This is a genomic window from Kitasatospora sp. NPDC004615, assembly GCF_042873545.1.
Lineage (GTDB): Bacteria > Actinomycetota > Actinomycetes > Streptomycetales > Streptomycetaceae > Kitasatospora.
The window spans coordinates 513,337-529,880 of sequence record NZ_JBIALQ010000003.1 but is presented as its reverse complement, the minus strand read 5'-3'; the positions used below and the strand labels follow the sequence as shown (position 1 = coordinate 529,880).

The following is a 16,544-nucleotide window of genomic DNA, read 5'->3' as shown; positions in this document are numbered from 1 at the left end:
ACCATATCCCCGTCAAGACGGTGGACAGTCGGCCGAAAGGGCGGTCTGCTGGGGCCAGCACGTCCAATCGCGAGGGGTGGGGGGCCATGTCGGCTGAACAGGTGTCCAGACTCGACCGTGTCGACCGGTCGATCCTGCGGCTGCTGCGGCAGGACGGTCGCGCCTCGATCCGCTCGGTCGCCGAGCGGGTGCACGTGTCCCGGGCGAACGCCTATGCCCGGATCTCCAGGATGGTCGAGGACGGCGTGATTCGCGGCTTCACCGCCCGGGTCGACCACGAGCGGGCCGGGCAGACCGCGTCCGCGTACGTCACCCTGCGGATCGTCCAGAACTCCTGGCGCACCGTGCGCGAGCAGCTGCTGCAGCTGCCCGGGGTCGCGCACATCGCGCTGGTCGGCGGTGACTACGACGTGCTGATGCTGGTGCACACCGCCGACAACCGGGAGCTGCGCGAGCTCGTGCTGGGCAGCATCCAGTCGATCCCGCAGGTGCTCAGCACCCGCACCATGCTGATCTTCGAGGAGGCCGACCACATCCCCACCGACGGGCCCTGAGGCAGCTCAGCGGGCCCGCAGCCCGTCGAAGGCGAGCTGGACGACGGCGTCCGGCAGGCCCTCCGTGTCGCGCTGGCCGGGGCGGTACCACTCCACCACCGAGTTGATCATGCCGAACAGCAGCCGGGTCGCCAGCCGGGGCTCCACATCGGCCCGCAGCTCGCCCGCCTCGACGGCCTGCTGGACCAGCTCGGCCACCCGGTGGTCGAAGTCGCGCCGCCGCTCCAGCGCCCACTGCTCGGTCACGGTGTTCCCCCGGACCCTCAACAGCAGCGTCACGTACGGCAGTTCGGCCAGCAGCACCTCGGCGGTGCGGCGCACCACGTACTCCAGCCGGTCGGCCGGCCGCCCCTCGACCGCCCGCGGCTCCTCCAGGATGCCGAACAGCGCGTCCAGCGCCCGCCCGACGGCCAGCCGCAGCAGTTCCTCCTTGCCGCGCACGTGGTGGTAGATCGAGGACTTGGAGATCCCCGCGGCCCGGGACAGGTCCTCCATCGAGGTGCCGTCGTAACCGCGCTCGTTGAAGACCCGCACCGTGACGGCGAGCAGCGACTCGACCGTGTAGGAGGCGCGCGTGAGGTTTTCGGCCATGCCAACGAGTATCGCGCCGCGCACACCGTCCCGTCAGCCGGGGTGCGGTTCCCGGCCGTCCGATATCGGCCCAAAAGATCAGGAATAGCGGGTCAAGTCGGTCGGATTTGCCAATACGTGCCGGGTTTCCCGCGGGAATTCTCCGCATTGATTCGCAGCCGTCGCCCACGCCGCGGATCGGCGCTGGTACGGCCCCCACCAGGGGTGGTTCGGCCGCGGCCCGGGCGCCGCCGATCCGGGGGCGACGCACCCGTCCGCGAGGCCCTGTGGCCAGGTCTGACGCAGCCTTACACTATCCGCACCGCCGCCCCCGGCGGCCCGAAATGGCACAGGATGGAGGCGGCCCGTGGGTGTCGTCCGGCAAGGGATGGCGGGTCGTCCACCGACCTCCGCCGAGAGCGGGATCACGACCGAGGACGAGACCCCGGTCGAGGCCGACGGCCGGGCACCGGAGGAGACGGCAGACGAACCGGCGGCCGACCCCGGGGCGGGCTACGGATTCCGCCGCACCGCGCAGCGTTTCGGGCCCGCGCTCGCCCTGTTCGGCGCGGTGAAACTCGCCGGATTCGCCGCTTTCATGTGGCTGCTGGAAACCAGCGGCCACTACCGGACCACCGACCCGCGTTTCGGCGGCGGCACCCACCCGTGGGATGTGCTCGGCACCTGGGACGGCCTCTGGTACCAGAAGGTCGCGCAGCTCGGTTACGACCCGCAGCTGATTCCGGAGCAGGGTTTCTTCACCATCAAGCAGAATTCCGCCGCGTTCTTCCCGCTGTATCCGGGCCTGATCCGGCTGGTGTCGAACACCGGCCTCGGCCTGTACGGCGCCGGCATGCTGGTGTCGATCGTCGCCTCGTTCATCGCGGCGGCCGGCATCTTCGCCGTGGTGTCGCGGCTGTACGGCCACCGGGCGGGCGTGATCGCGGCGGGCCTGTGGGCGGCGTTCCCGGGCTCCGGCGTGGAGTGGGCGGTCTACTCGGAGTCGGTGTTCGTGGCGCTGGCCGCCTGGGCCTGCTACTTCGCCGTCGACCGCAACTGGGTGAGCGCCGCGGTGGTGACGTTCATGGCGGGCCTGGCCCGGCCGAGTTCGGTCCCGCTGATCGCCGGTGTGGCGCTGGCCGCCGCGATCGCCCTGTGGAAGCGCTCCGACGGCGTGGTGGGGCCGCTCACCGCGATCGTGCTGCCACCGATCGGCTGTCTGGGCTACCTGGGCTGGGTCGGCTACCGGATGGGTCACCTGGACGGCTACATCACCCTGCAGCGCGGCGGCTGGCTGCACTTCTTCGACTGGGGCCGCTACACCCTGCGGGCCGCCACCAACGTGCTGCGCGGCGAAACCAACTACCTGTTCGCCTACCCGACCGAGGACCTGATCGCGGTCGTGGTGCTGCTCGCGCTGCCGATCCTGCTGGTGTCGCTGCTGTCCAAGCGCCCGCCGCTGGTGCTGACGGTCTACACGCTGGGCACGCTCGTGATGGTGCTCGGCAGCCAGCAGATGTTCGGCACGCTGTCCCGCTTCGTGCTGCCGATCTTCCCGCTGCTGATCCCGCTCGCGGTGGCCCTGGCCCGGGTCCGGCTGCGCAACCTGGCCACCGTGCTCGGTGTCGCCGCGCTGTCCTCCGGCTGGTTCGCCGGCTACGTCATCTTCCAGCTCGGCATTCCGTAGCCGACCGAGCCGCCGCCCGTACCGGACCGCTCCGGCGCGGGCGGCGACCCGATCCGGCGCGACCCGATCTGGCGCGGGCGGCGACCCGATCCGGCGCGGGCGGCGACCCGATCCGGCGCGGGCGGCGGACCCTGCCGAGAACCTCTTGCACCGACCGATCGTTCGGTTACGCTGAGCTGTGTCCCGCCCCGCCCCCGTGAGGAGCGCACCATGGCCGCTGCGACCCCCCTGCCGGTCGCCGAACTGATCGCCCGCCACCAGGACACCCTCGACCGCGCAGTAGCCGCGGCCGGGTCCCGCGACTACTGGTCGCCGTACCCGGAGTTCCCCAAGGCGTACGGCGAGAGCGCCGCCGCCGACGGCAAGGCCGCCTTCGACGCCCTGCTGGAACGGGAGTTCGAGCTGCCGGGCCACCCCGACGGCGGCGAGCCGGTGACCGGTGAGGCGAGCCCGTACGGCATCGAAATGGGCATCGCCTACCCGCACGCCGAACCGGACGCGCTGCTGGCCGCGCTGGAGGCCGCCCGCCCCGCCTGGGCGAAGGCCGGCCCGGCCGCCCGCGCCGCGGTCTGCCTGGAGATCCTGGCCCGGATCAACGCCCGCTCGCACGAGTTCGCGCAGGCCGTGATGCACACCACCGGCCAGGCCTACGGCATGGCCTTCCAGGCCGGCGGCCCGCACGCCCAGGACCGCGGCGTCGAGGCGGTGGCGTACGCGTACGCCGAGCAGACCCGGCTGCCGCGCTCCGCGCAGTGGACCAAGCCGCAGGGCAAGCGCGACCCGCTGGTGATGACCAAGGAGTTCACCGCCGTCCCGCGCGGCACCGCGCTGCTGATCGGCTGCAACACCTTCCCCACCTGGAACGGCTACCCGGGCCTGTTCGCCTCGCTGGCCACCGGCAACGGCGTGCTGGTCAAGCCGCACCCGCGGGCCGTGCTGCCGCTGGCGCTGACCGTGCGGATCGCCCGCGAGGTGCTCGCCGAGGCCGGCTTCGACCCCAACCTGGTCTGCCTGGCCGCCGAGCACGAGGGCTCCGCGATCGCCCAGGTGCTGGCGGTGCGCCCCGAGGTGAAGCTGATCGACTACACCGGCTCCACCGGCTTCGGCGACTGGCTGGAGAACAACGCCCGGCAGGCGCAGGTGTACACCGAGAAGGCCGGCGTGAACACCGTCGTCGTCGACTCCACCGACGACTACCGCGGCATGCTGAACAACCTGGCGTTCTCCGTCAGCCTGTACAGCGGCCAGATGTGCACCACCCCGCAGAACCTTCTGATCCCGCGCACCGGCATCCGCACCGAGGACGGCGAGCGCAGCTACGAGCAGGTGGTGACCGACCTGGCCGCCGCCGTCGACGGCCTGCTCGGCGACGACGCCCGCGCCGCCGCCATCCTCGGCGCCGTGGTCAACCCCGGGGTGCTGCAGCGCAGCGCCGCCGCGGCCGGCGGCGAACTCGGCGAACTCGCCCTGGCGCCACGGGTGGTGGCCTCGCCCGAGTTCCCCGGCGCGACCATCCGCACGCCCGCCCTGGTGAAGGCCGACGCCGACAAGCCGGACGACCTGTCGCGCTTCCTGACCGAGTGCTTCGGCCCGATCGCGTTCGCCGTCGCCGTGGAGTCCACCGCCGCAGCCGTCGAACTGCTGCACCGCACCACGGTCGAGCACGGCGCGATGACCGCCGGCGCGTACACCACCGACCCCGAGGTCGAGACCGCCCTGATCGACGCCTGCCTGGACGCCGGCGTCTCGCTCTCGCTCAACCTCACCGGCGGCGTGTACGTCAACCAGACCGCGGCCTTCTCCGACCTGCACGGCACCGGCGCCAACCCGGCCGCCAACTCGGCGTACTGCGACGCCGCGTTCGTCGCCAACCGGTTCCGCACCGTCGAGATCCGCAAGTAACCGTCACAAGAGGCAGCGGGCCCGGAAGCCGTCCCACCACGACGGCGTCCGGGCCCGTTGGCTGTCAGGAGGTTCACAGCCCCGGACGGGACCGCGATGATGGCAGTCTGAAAGCGCGCTGAGAACCCGAAAGCCGTGGGACTCCGGTCCGTTGAGCACCGGCAGACGAGGGATGACGACGGGAGAGACGGATGTCCGAGACGGAGTTCACCGCCGATGTTGTAGTGGTCGGGGCCGGCCCGACCGGCCTGCTGCTGGCGGGCGATCTGGCCGCGGCCGGGCTGCGGGTGACCGTGGTCGACAAGCGCGCCGAGGAGTCCAGTCTGACCAGGGCGTTCGCGGTGCACGCCCGCACCCTGGAGATGCTGGACGCCCGCGGCCTGGCCGACGAACTGATCGCCACCGGCCGGACGCTGCCCTCGTTGCAGGCCTTCGGCAAGGTCCGGGTGGACTTCTCGACGCTGCCCACCCGGTTCCCGTTCACCCTGGTCACCCCGCAGTCCCGGACCGAGCGGGTGCTGCGCGAGCGGGCCGTCAAGGCGGGCGCGGAACTGCGCCGCGGCGCCGAGCTGACCGGCCTGCGGCAGGACGCGCAGGGCGTCACGCTGACCGTCCGCACCGCCGAGGGCGAGCAGCGGCTGCGTTCCCGCTACGCGGTCGGCGCGGACGGCGTGCACTCGGCGGTGCGTGACCTGCTGGGCATCCCGTTCCCCGGCGAGTCGGTGGTGCGCTCGGTGATGCTGGCCGACGTCCAGTTGGAGCACGAGCCGGAGGAGCCGCTGACGGCCTGCGCCCACGAGCGCGGCTTCGTCTTCCTGGCCTCGTACGGCGACGGCTGGCACCGGGTGATCGGCTGGGACCGCGACCACCAGGTGCCCGACTCCGAGCCGGTGGTGGTCGCCGAACTCGCCGACCTGCTGCGCGAGGTGACGGGCCGTGACCTCGGCATGTCCGAGCCCCGCTGGACCTCCCGCTTCCACAGCGACGAGCGCCAGGCCACCAGCTACCGCTCCGGCCGGGTGTTCCTGGCGGGGGACGCCGCGCACTGCCACTCCCCGGCCGGCGGCCAGGGCATGAACACCGGCCTGCAGGACGCCGCCAACCTGAGCTGGAAGCTGGTCGCCGCCGTCCGCGGCTGGGCCCCCGACGCGCTGCTCGACACCTACCAGACCGAGCGGCACCCGATCGGCCGGGCGGTGCTGCGCAGCTCCGGCGCCCTGGTGCGGCTGGCGCTCGGCCGGCACGCCTCCACCCGGGCGCTGCGCTCGGCGATCGGCGCGGCCGCCGGGGCGCTGGGCCCGCTGGCCGAGCTGGGCGCCAAGCAGATCTCCGGCATCGGCTACAGCTACCCCGCCGAGAAGGGCTCCCACCCGCTGGCCGGCCGCCGCGTCCCGGACCTGCGCCTGGCGGTGGACGTGCCCGGCGGCCCGTCCCGGCTGCACGAGGCGCTGCGCGCCGGGAAGGCCGTGCTGATCAGCAACGACGAGCTGTCGGTGGCGGATTCGTGGTCCGACCGGGTGGTCACCGCCGCGCCCGCCGACCCGCACGGCAAGCTGCGCGACACGGTGCTGCTGGTCCGTCCGGACGGCTACGCGGCCTGGGCCTGTGTCGATCCGACCCGGGGCGAGCTGCGGGCCGCGCTCAGCCACTGGCTGGGCCGCCCCTGATGCTTATTCACTGAATTCCCCGGACGGAACTCTGTTCATTCACAAAAGCCTTCCGCCGTTCCACAGTTGACTGTTCTTTAGTAAGCAATTGCCCAGGCATGGGCCAGTTCCTGGGAGTTCTCTGAGAGATTCTGGCGAGCGTTTTCGAAAACCGGAACGCCCCCAGACTTCCGGAGGAACCCGTGCGACCCCGCTCGCTGGCCCTTGCCGCAGCCCTGGCTGTCCTGCCCCTCACCGCCGTCTGCCTGGGCGTCGGTACCGCCCAGGCGGCGCCGACGCCCAACGCCAGTGCCCGGGTGGCGCTGCCGCAGACCGTCACGCCGGCGGTGGCGCGCTCCCACAAGCAGGGAGACGTCCCGGCCGACCGGAAGATATCCGTGGCGGTGGCGCTGAAGCTGCGCAACACCGCCGAACTCGACCGGTTCCTCTCGGCGGTGGCCACTCCCGGCACCGCCGAGTTCGGGCACTATCTGACGCCCGCACAGTTCAACGAGCGCTTCGGCCCGACCCAGGCCGACGTGGACCAGGTGCGCACGTTCCTGACCGCGCAGGGTCTGAAGGTCGACTCGGTGAGCGCGAACCGCCAGGTGGTCAACGCCACCGGTTCGGCCTCGGCGGTCGCCGCCGCGTTCGGCACCCACGAGTCGACCTACAGCGACCCGCAGCAGGGCAACCGGAGCTTCTTCGCCAACGACGCCGCCGCCTCGGTGCCGGCCTCGCTGGCCGGCGTGGTCGAGGGCGTCAGCGGCCTCAACGACCACACCGTGCGCACCTCCCGGATCGCCAAGCCCGACGCGGCCACCCCGCACGCCACCCCCAACGGCTTCGGCCCGGCCGGCTACGACGGCGCGTACCGCCTGAACCAGATGGGCGCGGACGGCACCGGCAGCACCGTGGCGCTCTGGGAGTTCGACGGCTACAAGTCCTCCAACCTGACCACCTACGACAGCCAGTACGGCCTGTCGGGCCCGGCGGTCAGCACCGTCTCGGTGGACGGCGCGAACTACGACGCGGCGCCCGGCGGCGGCCAGGGCGAGGTCGAGCTGGACTCGGAGATCCTCCGCGGTGTCGCCCCCAAGGCCACCCAGCTGGTCTACGAGGCGCCCAACACCGACCAGGGCGAGATCGACATGGCCGCCAAGATCGTCTCGGACAACCGGGTCTCGGTCATCTCGATCTCCTGGGGCTCTTGCGAGCCGGACACCACCGCCTCCTCGATGACGGCAGTGAACAACTCCTTCAAGCAGGCCGCCGCCCAGGGCATCTCGATCTTCTCGGCCTCCGGCGACGACGGCTCCCGGGACTGCACCCGCTCCACCTCGGGCTCCACCGTGAAGGCCGTGGACTTCCCCGCCTCCAGCCCGTACAACACCGGCGTCGGCGGCACCAACCTGAAGGTCTCCGGCACCACCTACAGCTCGGAGAGCGCCTGGAGCACCGCCGGCGGCGGCGTCTCCACCCAGTTCGCCAAGCCGACCTGGCAGACCGGCACCAACGTCACCGGCACCATGCGCACCGTGCCCGACATCTCCTCCAACGCCGACCCGGCCAGCGGCTTCGCGATCTACACCCAGGGCACCAGCAGCCCCGGCTGGCAGGTCTACGGCGGCACCTCGGCGGCCGCCCCGCTGTGGTCCGGCTACGCCGCGCTGTACAACCAGAAGGCCAAGGCCGCCGCCAAGCCCGCCCTGGGCGAGGTCAACCCGAAGCTGTACGCGGTCGCCAACAGCAGCGCCTACGGCACCGCCCTGCACGACGTCACCAGCGGCTCCAACCAGGACTTCGCCGCCAAGGCCGGCTACGACCAGGTCACCGGCTGGGGCACCCCGATCGCCGACGGCCTGACGAACGCCCTGCTCGGCACCGGCGGCACCACCCCGCCGCCCACCGGCGGCTGCACCGCCGCCCAGCTGCTCGGCAACCCCGGCTTCGAGACCGGCACCGCCACCCCGTGGACCACCTCCACCGGCGTGGTCGACAACTCCGCCTCGCAGGCCGCGCACAGCGGTTCCTGGAAGGCCTGGCTGAACGGCTACGGCGCGGCCCACACCGACACCCTCGCCCAGACGGTGGCGATCCCGGCCGGCTGCCGGGCGAGCTTCAGCTTCTGGCTGCACGTCGACACCGCCGAGACCGGCAGCAGCGCCTACGACAAGCTCACCCTGTCGGCCAACGGCACCTCGGTGGCCACGTACTCCAACCTCGACAAGAACACCGGGTACGTCCAGAAGACCGTCGACCTGTCCTCCTACGCCGGACAGACCGTCACCCTGAAGTTCACCGGCGTCGAGGACGCCTCGCTGCAGACCAGCTTCGTCATCGACGACACCGCACTGAACATTTCCTGACCTCGCCTCAACAGAGTTGCCGGGGGGGCCTGTCACGGGCCCTCCCGGCACCTGTGTGTCAGGAGTGTTTCGTGTTCGCTCCGCCTGCGAAATACTTGTCGTGACCACTGTCATATGTCCTGATTGATGACGTAGCCTCTCAACCCTGGCTAGGGTTCCCCCACACTCGGCGGCGCACCTCCGACGCAACGCGGAGCCGGGGCAACCCACCGAACCCGCCGGGTGGGGAAGGTGTCGCATGGGCTCACAGCAACCACAGCACGCCGGCCGGCTCCGCCTGGTCGGCCAGCGCGAACACGGCGGTGACCGGCCACCGGCCGGACCGGCCGCGCCGGCCGGCCCGTCGGCCGCCGTCCGCAGCAGCACCGCACCCGTATCCGATCCCGTACAGACCGCCGCACCGGCCACTGCCGCCGTACCCGCCGCAGCCCCCACCACCCCCGTGCCCGCACCCGTCGCCGCCCAGGGCGGTTTCGCCGAAGTCCTCAACGCCGCCATCGAACACAGCGGCCTCAGCCTCGACCGGATCCGTGCCGCACTGGCCAAACAGGGCGTCAGGGTCAGCGTCACCACGCTCAGTTACTGGCGTCGCGGCCGCAGCCAGCCCGAACGGGCCACCTCGCTGCGCGCCGTCCACCTGCTGGAGGAGCTCCTCGGCCTGCGCCACACCGCGCTCACCGCGTTGCTCGGTCCGCCCCGCCCGCGCGGCCGCTGGGTCGCCCAGGGCCCGGCCCCCGACGGCCTGCGGGTCGAACAGGTCTGGCCCCGCCATCCCGAGCTCGCCGAGGTGTTCGCCGAACTCGACGCCCCGCCGACCGGCCAGCTGGAGCGGCAGTCCATCCACGACGCCTACTACGTCGACGCCTCCCGCCGCGGCTACCTGCTGCGGCTGCGTCAGGTGGTCCGCGCCACCGTGGACGGCATCACCCGGCACGTCGTGGTCCACAAGGCCGACGAGGGCACCGACACCCCCGAGATCACCAACGTCCGGCACGCCCGCCTCGGCCGGGTCCGCCGCCGCCCGCTCAGCGGCCTGCTGGTCGCCGAACTCCTCCTCGACCGGCCGCTCGCCCTCGGCGACTCCACGATCCTCGAGTACGAGGTGCGGATCCCCGACTCCGGCCCCACCACCGACTATGGGCGGTACTTCGCCAACCCCGTGCGCGAGTACGTCCTGCAGGTCCACTTCGACCCCGCCGCCGTCCCCGTCCAGTGCGAACGCTTCGACCGCACCCCCGGCGCCGAGACCGACCGCCACCGCGAACCCCTCTGGATCGGCGCCTCCGCCAGTGCCCACGTCCTCACCGCCGACCAGCAACCCGGCCAGGTGGGCATCCGCTGGCAATGGGAGTGACCGCCCCGGCCTGATCGGCCATCAACCGCCGGAGCCACGCCGCGCCACCGCCCCGAAGTTCACCCGTTCCGCCCCGCCCGACCGCCCATCAGGTGGTCCCTGCCGCTGCCTCCGTGAAAGGTGAGTCCCACTCACCGAGGAAAGGCAGGTCCCTCCCGTGCTGGTCGAGTTCAGCGAGGTCGAGCCGGACGAGTCCTGTGCCTGCGGCGACTGCGCCGCCCGCCGCCCGGCCGGGCCGCGGCACTGGTGGCGGGCGGCGGTGCGGCTCGCCGCCGTCGGCAGTGTGCTGGGCGGAGCGGCGGTGGCGTCGAAGGCCGCCGCCGCTCCGCCCGGCGACAGCAGCCCGCAGACCGCCGGCTCGCCGTGCTGTTCGGCGGCTGGCTCGACCCGGCGCACACCACGTACACGGCGCTGGAGCAGACCCGCCCGGCCACCACGAAGCGCTCCACCCCGTACGCGTACTGGAGCGACTCCGGCGACTACCTGCCGTACCGGTACAAGGGGCTGAGCCAGCCGAGGCCCGCACCGGACGGGGACGCGTTCCCGGGGACGGACGCGTTCGGGCCCGGGAAGGTGAACGACTCCATAGCCCGGCTGGGGCGGATGCTGGTGGAGCGCGGCGGCGGCCGGTTCTACCGGGAGGGCCCGAGCCCGGACTGGGGCGAGGCGGACCGGAAGGCCACCGAGGCGTTCCAGCTCGCGCAGGGCTGGCGCGGCGCGGAGGCGGACGGCTACCCGGGCAAGGACATACCGCCCACCCAGAGCGCCCCGAACACCCCGAACACCCCGTCGCCCCTGCCCCCGCCGCCGTTCCGCTGACTCAGGCCGGCCCGGCGTGCGCCCGCACCCAGGCGTGCATGGCGATCGCCGCGGCCGCCCCGGCGTTGATGGACCGGGTGGAGCCGAACTGGGCGATCGAGCAGACCGCCGTCGAGTGCTCCCACGCCTCGGCGGTCAGCCCGGGGCCCTCCTGGCCGAACAGCAGCACGCAGCGCTCGGGCAGCGGGTAGGTCTCCAGCGGCACCGCGCCGGGCAGGTTGTCGATGCCGATGATCGGCAGTCCCCGTTCGGCGGCGTACGCGGCCAGCGAGGCCACCGAGTCGTGGTGCCGGACGTGCTGGTAGCGGTCGGTGACCATGGCCCCGCGCCGGTTCCAGCGCCGCCGGCCGACGATGTGCACCTCGCCCGCCAGGAAGGCGTTGGCGGTGCGCACCACGGAGCCGATGTTGAAGTCGTGCTGCCAGTTCTCGACGGCGACGTGGAAGCCGTGCCGCCGGGTGTCCAGGTCGGCGACGATCGCCTCGTGCCGCCAGTACCGGTACTGGTCGGTGACGTTGCGGCGGTCGCCGACGGCGAGCAGTTCGGGGTCGAGCCGGGGGTCGTCGGGCCACGGTTCGGGGTGCGGTCCGACGCCGATCTCCCGGTCGTCGGGGAGGTGTCCTTCGTCGTACTGCTCGCCCAGCTGGGGCACCGAGGTGTCGCTCACGCCCTCGAGGGTACGGGCTCCCCGCGGGCGGGCTTCGGGCGCGTCCGCACCGACCGCTCCAGCTCGGTGAGCGCCTGCATGACCAGCCGGGACCCGGCCCGGGTGACGTCGATCCGGTCGTCGCGGGGCAGCTGGGCCAGCAGGTAGTCCCAGGTCCGGTGGGCCTCGCGCAGCGCGGCGAAGTCGACGTCCTCGCCGAGCAGGACGGCGGCGGCGGCGATCGCGGTGGCGTCCCGCAGCTCCTCGCCGAAGGCGCCGGCGCCGGGCAGCGGCGGGGCGTCCTCGGTGGGCAGGTGGGCCTCCAGCAGGACGATGGAGCGGTCCAGCATGCCGACCGCCGTGCGGGCCCGGTCGAACTGTTTGCGGCTCAGTTCCGGCGCCCGCGCGAAGTGCCGCACCGGTTCCACCTCGGCCCGGTCCAGCGCGGACAGCATCTCGCTGCGGGCCTCCCGGACGTCCAGCAGCGCGGGCCGCACGTCCTTCTCGGCGTGCCCGCCCGCCGGGTCTCCGTACGCGGTGAACACGGCGGCCGCGTACCGCCCGGCGGCGGCCAGCCACTCGGCCAGGCGTTCCGGCAGCCGGGCGGTCTGCCAGGTCGGGAACAGCGCGTACGCGCCGAGCGCGACGGCACCGCCGAGCAGCGTCATCGCCACCCGGTCGACGGCCAGCTGCACCGGGTGGCCGGGCTGCAGGCCGAGCAGGAACACCACGTACGAGGAGATCGCGGCCGTCAGCAGCGCGTACCCGGTGCTCAGCATCATGTAGGAGAGCCCCATCGAGATCACGGCGAGCGTGGCCAGCACCCAGTCGTTGGGGTGGAACACCTGCACCACGATGGTGGACACCAGCACGCCGGCGACGGTGCCGGCGATCCGGGCGACGCCGCGGCTGAAGGTCTGCGCGAAGTCGGGGCGCATCACCATGGCGGAGGCCATCGGCGCCCAGTAGCCGTGCTCGATGCCCAGCAGCCGGGCCGCCAGGTAGGAGGAGGTGACCACCGCGGACATCCGCAGCGCGTGGTGGAGGAGCACCGAACGCTTGTGCAGCTGCCGGCCGATGGTGGCCAGCGCGCCAGGCACCACCTCGACCAGCGAAGGGCGGCGCAGGCCGGCCCGGCCGGGGCTGGGGACGGTGGCGCGGTCCTGCCGGTCGAGGCGGTCGGCGGCCCGGCCGAGCAGGCCGGACAGCCGGCGCGCCGAGCGGCGGGCGCCGCCGCGCAGCAGGTCCTCGCCGGTGCCGGGGCGGGCCAGCGCCAGGCCGGGGGTGTCCATCGGCAGCCGCACCGGGTCGCCGGTGCGGATCGCCCGGGCCAGCGCGTCCAGCACTCCGGCGGCGGCGGCCAGCACCTCGCGGGCCCGGTCCCGCTCGGGGCCCTCCTCGGCGGCGCCCACCCGCGGGTCGGCGAGCGCGGCCAGGGTGGGCCGGATCCGTTCCGCGATGGTGCGCAGGCCGCGCAGTTCGGCCGGACGGCGGCGGGCCTGCCGGGAGGACAGCCGGGCCGCCTGCCGGGCGACCATGAACGGCTCCGGGTCGACGTGCGCGACCGGGTCCTGCCGCAGGCTCCGGGCGTAGTCGCCGAGCCCGGCGTAGATGTCGGCGAGCGCGTCGCGCTGCGCCCGCCAGCTGTCGATCGGCCACAGCGTGACCACCAGGGCCTGCACGCCGCCGCCGACCGAACAGAGCACGGCATGGCCGAGCGCGGCGGACGCCGACACCGGCAGCTGCACCACCACCAGCATCACGGACAGCGTGTTGGCGGCGACCACGCCGGCGGTCGGGCTGACCGCCCAGGCCATGCCCGCGCCGAACGCCCACAGCGCCAGCAGCACCGGGAACGCGCCGGGGATGCCGACCGCGAGGTAGCCGAGGAAGGTCGACACGCCCAGCCCCGCGCCCGCCACCAGGGCCAGCGAGGCGCGCGGCCGGAACGAGCGCTGGAAGGTCGCGACGCCGGCGATGAACGCGCCCATCGCGGCGGAGGCGGCGTGCGAGGGCCCGTAGATCGCCATGGTCGGGAAGATCACCAGCGCGGCGGCGACCGCGGCGCGCAGCGACCGGCGCGGGTTGGTGAGCGAGAAGTCCACGGTCAGCCCGGTCCGCGCGGTGTCGCGCAGCGCCTTGAACCAGGACATAACGGGAGCTTAGCGACTTTTCCGCCACCGGCCCGTCAGCACGCGTTCCACGGTCAGCAGCGCCCCGGTGGGCCAGAACACGGCGTCGGCGGCCAGCATCGCCAGCGAGAAGAACGGCAGCCCCAGCAGCACCGCGATCGCCAGGTGCTCGGCGCCCATCAGCACCAGCAGCACGTTCTTCAACCGCCGGCTCGCCAGCGCGAACGGGAAACCCACCTGCGCCACCACCGTGCCGTACGTCAGCAGGAAGGTCAGCAGCAGGCTGCCGCCGAGCAGCGCCGACAGGCCCGGCCAGGGCGTGAACCAGCCCAGGTGCAGCGGGTAGTGGACGGCGGTGCCGTCCTGCCAGCGGGCGCCCTGCACCTTGTACCAGCCGGCCGTGGCGTACACCAGCACCACCTGCGCGGCGATCACCAGCATCGCGCAGTTGTGCAGCATCGCCGCCAGCGCGTCGGCCAGCGCCCGCGGCTCGCCCCAGGCCGCCCGGTCGGGGCCCGGCCGGCGGGCGCGGCGGCGGGCGTCCAGCGACCAGACGGTGCCGCAGCGGGTGAACACCAGGTAGATCGCCAGCAGGTGGACCAGGTTGTCGCCGCCGTCGCCGACCAGCGCGTTGCGGTTCTGCAGCGACAGCACGGTCAGCGCGAAGGCCGCCGCGCTCGCCCGGGTGCGCCAGCCGAGCGCGAGGGCCGCCGCCGAGACCAGCGCCAGCAGGTACACCGCCTCGAACCACCAGCGCCCGCCGCTCCAGGACAGCACCGTGAAGGCGTGAGTGTCGGCGAGCAGCCGCTCGTTCAGCTCCGCCGACCAAGGCGAGCGGTCCCCGTACAGCAGCCGCCGGTTCGGCCACTCGCGCAGCAGGTAGGCGCCCCAAGTGCCGGCCACGCCGATCCGTACCGCCGCCGCCTGGTGCGGGGCGAGGGTGGTCAGCAGGCGCGGCAGGGCGGCCCGGATCGCGCCGAGGAGGCTCACTCCAGGCCCCGCCAGTCCTCGGCCCGCACCGGCCACCAGGGCAGTTCGCGGGAGTGCACGGAGGTGTCGACCTGCTCGTGGCTCCAGGGCGGCGGGGCGATGGTGGCGGTGTCCGCCCGCAGCTGCACCTGCAGCACCCGTTCCCCGCCGGGGCCGATCCGCTGCAGGGCTATCCGTTTCAGGTACTGCTCGGCGAGCCGGCCGCGCGAGTCGGCGGCGGCCGGGCCGTCGCCGTCGGGGTGGGTGACGGTGTAGAAGTCCCAGGCGCGGCGCAGCAGGTTCTGGTCGAAGTGGCTGGGCGCCGGGTCGTGCCGGACCGCCGCGAAGTCCCCGGCGGTCAGCGGGTGCCAGTCCTGGGTGGTGATCCGGCCGTCGTCGGCGATGGTCTGCACCCGGGCCGCCACGGTGACCTCGCGCTGCAGCGGGTCGGGGGCGAACAGCTGCCAGTTCTGCTCGAACTCCGGGTACGCGACGGCGTCCAGCTGCGCCCGGTACTCGCGGGACACCGAGTTCTCCGGCGCCACCTGCAGGAACAGCACGCCGAGGAACGCCAGGGTGCCGGCCCCCAGCCCCGCCCCGGCGAACGCCAGCACCGCCCGGGCGGGCTTGGACCAGACGCGCACGGCGGCCATCCTGCCGCACCGCGCACGCGTTCGAACAGGGGCGGGAGGGACTGCTGTTACAGAACGAAGGCGTCCTGGCCGTCGCTGCTCACCATCGGGCGGCCCGCGGCGTCCCAGGCGAACATGCCGCCGTCTACGTTCACCGCGTCCCGGCCGCCCTGGACCAGGTACTGCACGACCTGCGCGGACCGGCCGCCGACCCGGCACAGCACGTACAGCCGGCCCTCGGGCAGCTCGTCGAGGCGGGCCACCACCTGGCCGATCGGGATGTGCAGCGCGCCGTCCACGTGGCCGGCGTCCCACTCGTCCTGCTCGCGGACGTCGAGCAGCTGGGCGTCGGCGGGCACCGAGGCGACGTCGGTGGTGGGCAGCTGAGCGAACATCGGGGGGGTCTCCTGGGGTCGGTACGGATCGTTCGAGCCATTGTCCGGCAGCAGCGCGGCCAGCTTGGCCTGCCGGTCGGCGGCGGTGGCCAGCAGCTGTTCGGCGAGGTCCTCCAGCAGGCGCTCCGGCTCGTCGGGGCGCAGCAGCAGGAGTTCGCCCATCGGGGTGCGCTCCAGCCGGACCTGCTCGGTGGCCAGCGCGGTGATCCGGCCGGTCAGCCACTCCAGGCGCTGGCGCAGCCAGGCCAGCCGGTCGGGGGAGTCGACGGCGGGCGCGGACTCCGGGTCGGTGGACCACTCCTCGGCGAGCCGCTCCAGCCCTTCGGTGTCGGCCAGCGCGTACGCCTCGTTGACCCGGGCGATGAACGCCGAGCGGCGCTGCTGCTCGGCCGGGTCGGTGGACAGGTCGGGGTGGGCGCGGCGGGCCAGTTCGCGGTAGATCCGCTGGGCGTCCTTGTCGGGCCGCACCCGGCGGGCCTCCGGCTCGCCCTCGCGCGGGCCGCGTTCCCCGGCGGGCTCGACCCGCTCCCGGGCCTCGCGGGCCCGCCGCAGGTCCTCCGGGTCGCCGCTGAGCGCCGCCACCGACTCGGCGATCAGCGCGTCCAGCTCGTCCAGCTCCGCGTAGAGCGGGCCGAGCAGCTGATGGTGGGCGAGCGCGAAGTTGTCGATCTCCACCCGTAGGGTGGCCACGTCGACGTCCAGGGTCAGCCAGGCCAGCTCGGCCGCCGCGACCCGCTCCTCCAGCTCCTGCCGCTCCGGATCCGCCCACACCTCGACGCTCGGTACGCTCACCCGGGCCACCCTACCGGGGTCGCCACACCGCCCGACCGGGTGACGGTGGAGCACGCCGGGGGCGCGCCGTCAACGAC

Annotated in this window: 13 protein-coding genes; 7 read left to right on the top strand and 6 right to left on the bottom strand. The window is 73.3% G+C overall.

The annotated features are described in order from the left end of the window. Positions 1-86 precede the first annotated feature (86 nt). On the top strand, positions 87-554 hold the full coding sequence (locus ACFYS8_RS13715) for an Lrp/AsnC family transcriptional regulator (protein WP_387640144.1): 468 nt from the start codon (positions 87-89) through the stop codon (positions 552-554). A gap of 6 nt (positions 555-560) precedes the next feature. Here ACFYS8_RS13715 and ACFYS8_RS13710 read toward each other — a convergent pair whose 3' ends face one another. Continuing rightward, positions 561-1,145 (bottom strand): TetR/AcrR family transcriptional regulator, encoded by a 585-nt coding sequence (locus tag ACFYS8_RS13710; RefSeq protein ID WP_387640142.1) that lies wholly within the window; start codon positions 1,143-1,145, stop codon positions 561-563. Between the two features lie 367 nt (positions 1,146-1,512). On the opposite strand from ACFYS8_RS13710, the gene ACFYS8_RS13705 reads away from it, so the two are divergent. The 6 genes from ACFYS8_RS13705 to ACFYS8_RS13680 all read left to right on the top strand — a co-directional run bounded on the left by ACFYS8_RS13705 (position 1,513) and on the right by ACFYS8_RS13680 (position 10,901). Beyond that, on the top strand, positions 1,513-2,811 hold the full coding sequence (locus ACFYS8_RS13705) for a hypothetical protein (RefSeq protein ID WP_387640139.1): 1,299 nt from the start codon (positions 1,513-1,515) through the stop codon (positions 2,809-2,811). Between the two features lie 210 nt (positions 2,812-3,021). Next, positions 3,022-4,713 (top strand): phenylacetic acid degradation protein PaaN, encoded by a 1,692-nt coding sequence (paaN, locus tag ACFYS8_RS13700; RefSeq protein WP_387640136.1) that lies wholly within the window; start codon positions 3,022-3,024, stop codon positions 4,711-4,713. 191 nt (positions 4,714-4,904) lie between these two features. Then, the gene (locus ACFYS8_RS13695) at positions 4,905-6,380 is read left to right on the top strand and encodes an FAD-dependent monooxygenase (protein ID WP_387640134.1); all 1,476 of its coding nucleotides are present in this window, start codon (positions 4,905-4,907) and stop codon (positions 6,378-6,380) included. Between the two features lie 182 nt (positions 6,381-6,562). Then, positions 6,563-8,728 (top strand): protease pro-enzyme activation domain-containing protein, encoded by a 2,166-nt coding sequence (locus ACFYS8_RS13690; protein ID WP_387640131.1) that lies wholly within the window; start codon positions 6,563-6,565, stop codon positions 8,726-8,728. 238 nt (positions 8,729-8,966) lie between these two features. Next, positions 8,967-10,082: an XRE family transcriptional regulator gene (locus ACFYS8_RS13685; RefSeq protein ID WP_387640129.1), complete on the top strand. Its 1,116-nt coding sequence runs from the start codon at positions 8,967-8,969 to the stop codon at positions 10,080-10,082. A gap of 363 nt (positions 10,083-10,445) precedes the next feature. Continuing rightward, entirely contained in the window at positions 10,446-10,901 is a 456-nt protein-coding gene (locus ACFYS8_RS13680) for a peptidoglycan-binding protein (protein ID WP_387640126.1), read from the top strand. Position 10,902: 1 nt separating this feature from the next. Here the strand turns inward: ACFYS8_RS13680 and ACFYS8_RS13675 are convergent, their stop codons facing one another. Genes ACFYS8_RS13675 through ACFYS8_RS13655 form a run of 5 tightly spaced genes read right to left on the bottom strand, consistent with a single transcriptional unit; the run spans position 10,903 to position 16,467 of the window. Continuing rightward, on the bottom strand, positions 10,903-11,568 hold the full coding sequence (locus ACFYS8_RS13675) for a TrmH family RNA methyltransferase (RefSeq protein WP_387640124.1): 666 nt from the start codon (positions 11,566-11,568) through the stop codon (positions 10,903-10,905). Continuing rightward, positions 11,565-13,700, bottom strand: a complete 2,136-nt coding sequence (locus tag ACFYS8_RS13670; protein ID WP_387640122.1) for an FUSC family protein — start codon at positions 13,698-13,700, stop codon at positions 11,565-11,567. Before ACFYS8_RS13670 ends, ACFYS8_RS13675 begins: the two co-directional genes overlap by 4 nt. Before the next feature lie 9 nt (positions 13,701-13,709). Continuing rightward, positions 13,710-14,669, bottom strand: a complete 960-nt coding sequence (locus tag ACFYS8_RS13665; protein ID WP_387640119.1) for an HTTM domain-containing protein — start codon at positions 14,667-14,669, stop codon at positions 13,710-13,712. Further along, positions 14,666-15,292, bottom strand: a complete 627-nt coding sequence (locus ACFYS8_RS13660) for a DUF5819 family protein (RefSeq protein WP_387640117.1) — start codon at positions 15,290-15,292, stop codon at positions 14,666-14,668. Before ACFYS8_RS13660 ends, ACFYS8_RS13665 begins: the two co-directional genes overlap by 4 nt. Positions 15,293-15,348: 56 nt before the next feature. Beyond that, positions 15,349-16,467: a rhodanese-like domain-containing protein gene (locus ACFYS8_RS13655; RefSeq protein ID WP_387640115.1), complete on the bottom strand. Its 1,119-nt coding sequence runs from the start codon at positions 16,465-16,467 to the stop codon at positions 15,349-15,351. Between the last annotated feature and the right edge of the window lie 77 nt (positions 16,468-16,544).

Excerpts from the sequence above, each read along its gene's own strand:
- ACFYS8_RS13685 (WP_387640129.1), top strand. The coding sequence starts at position 8,967 with ATGGGCTCACAGCAACCACAGCACGCCGGCCGGCTCCGCCTGGTCGGC.
- ACFYS8_RS13710 (WP_387640142.1), bottom strand. The coding sequence starts at position 1,145 with ATGGCCGAAAACCTCACGCGCGCCTCCTACACGGTCGAGTCGCTGCTC.
- ACFYS8_RS13705 (WP_387640139.1), top strand. The coding sequence starts at position 1,513 with ATGGCGGGTCGTCCACCGACCTCCGCCGAGAGCGGGATCACGACCGAG.
- paaN (WP_387640136.1), top strand. The coding sequence starts at position 3,022 with ATGGCCGCTGCGACCCCCCTGCCGGTCGCCGAACTGATCGCCCGCCAC.
- ACFYS8_RS13670 (WP_387640122.1), bottom strand. The coding sequence starts at position 13,700 with ATGTCCTGGTTCAAGGCGCTGCGCGACACCGCGCGGACCGGGCTGACC.
- ACFYS8_RS13715 (WP_387640144.1), top strand. The coding sequence starts at position 87 with ATGTCGGCTGAACAGGTGTCCAGACTCGACCGTGTCGACCGGTCGATC.
- ACFYS8_RS13695 (WP_387640134.1), top strand. The coding sequence starts at position 4,905 with ATGTCCGAGACGGAGTTCACCGCCGATGTTGTAGTGGTCGGGGCCGGC.